Origin of the sequence: Micromonospora echinofusca (genome assembly GCF_017614955.1) — a bacterium.
Lineage (GTDB): Bacteria > Actinomycetota > Actinomycetes > Mycobacteriales > Micromonosporaceae > Micromonospora > Micromonospora echinofusca_A.
In genome coordinates this window covers 1-1,591 of record NZ_WVUH01000630.1, presented here as the reverse complement: position 1 = coordinate 1,591, position 1,591 = coordinate 1, and the positions used below count along the sequence as shown (strand labels likewise).

Annotated in this window: 1 protein-coding gene; it reads left to right on the top strand. The window is 72.3% G+C overall.

Going from position 1 to position 1,591, the window contains the following annotated elements:
* The first annotated feature begins 537 nt into the window (after positions 1 to 537).
* Positions 538 to 1,251, top strand: a complete 714-nt coding sequence (locus GSF22_RS33470) for a winged helix-turn-helix transcriptional regulator (RefSeq protein WP_208817901.1) — start codon at positions 538 to 540, stop codon at positions 1,249 to 1,251.
* Positions 1,252 to 1,591 lie beyond the last annotated feature (340 nt).

Sequence of the window (1,591 nt, the reverse complement as noted above, 5' to 3'; positions counted from 1 at the left end):
CCCGCCTCCGGTCCCGTCCCCGCGCCCGCAGGGCGCCGGTGGATAGCCGCCAGCCGGTGCCGGCGCACGACCGGGGACGGGGGCACCGCCGCGCGGTCGCCCGGGGATCGGCGCGCCGCCCGGCGGGTGGCCGGGAGCCGGTGTGCCGGCTGACGGGTAGTCGTCGGCCGGAGCCGGACCACCGGCCTGCGGCGGGTAGCCGCGCGGCGGGCCGCCCGGTCCCGGGCGGTTGCCGTCGGACCAGGGGTCACGACCGGCCTCGGGGGGCGTCGAGGGAAACACGCCCTGATCGTGCCAGACCGGGAGGGCGAAACGCGGACCACGGTTTCAGCGAAGTAAAAACCTGCCCGGTAAGGGCCTACAAGCCGGGCAAACGGGAGTTTACGTGAAAGCACCCCCTGGTTAATCAGTTAGGCTCAGGTCCTTACCCGCCCCGTCAGCGACGCCGGGACCCACGCCAGTCTCCAGCGGTGCCGCCTGCGCGGAAGCCGCTGGTCACCGCGCGGCCTCGTCGGCCGCCGGGACGGAGGTGATCGTGTGGAGATCCTGCTCCTGGTGACTTCGCGCGCAGGTGAACCAGCGGCCGTACTGCCCGCTCTCGACCTGCTGCCGCACTCGGTGCGTACCGCGCCCCGGGACGTGCGCACCCTCGTCTCCGGGCCGAGCCCGGACGCCGTACTGGTCGACGCGCGCTCCGAGCTGAGCGAGGCCCGGGCGACCTGCCGGATGCTGCACGCCACCGGTCTCGGGGTGCCGCTGCTCGCGGTGGTCACCGAAGCCGGCCTGATCGCGGTCAACGCGGACTGGGGCGTGGACGACGTCCTGCTGGCCACGGCCGGTCCCGCCGAGGTGGAGGCCCGGCTCCGGCTCGCCGTCGGCCGGCTGAACAGCGTGACCGCCGCAGCCGGCGGCACGATCCGGGCCGGCGAGCTGAACATCGACCCGGACACCTACGCCGCGAAGCTGAAGGGTCGGCCGCTCGATCTCACCTACAAGGAGTTCGAGCTGCTGAAGTTCCTCGCCCAGCACCCGGGTCGGGTGTTCACCCGGGACCAGTTGCTGCGTGAGGTCTGGGGCTACGACTACTTCGGCGGTACCCGTACCGTCGACGTGCACGTCCGGCGGCTGCGGGCCAAGCTCGGCTCGGAGTACGAGTCGATGATCGGTACGGTCCGCCAGGTCGGCTACAAGTTCGTCGTACCGCCGTCCCGCTCGCTGCCCGACTCGGAACCGGCACCCCTGCCGGTCTGACCCGCACGGTCGCGCCAGGACCGCCGGCATCCCGCCGAAGCAAAGACTGAAGAATCCTCATAAAACCCTTTTGGGAACCACGTCGGTCCTATCCTGACTGTCGGGTTCAGCAAAGGGGGCGACCGTGTCCGAGACGACCAGTCCGACGGCGGGACCGGCCACCGGGAAGACGGGCCGGGCCTCCTGATGCCGGCCACCGCGACGGTACGGGCCCTGAGCGTGGTGATCCTGGTGGTGACCGCACTGTTCGGCACCGCGTACGTGCTGGGCCGGTCGCTGACCGCCGACCCGGTACCGGTCCCCCCGGCCGGCCTCCTTCCGGCCCCGACCGGTGCCCACC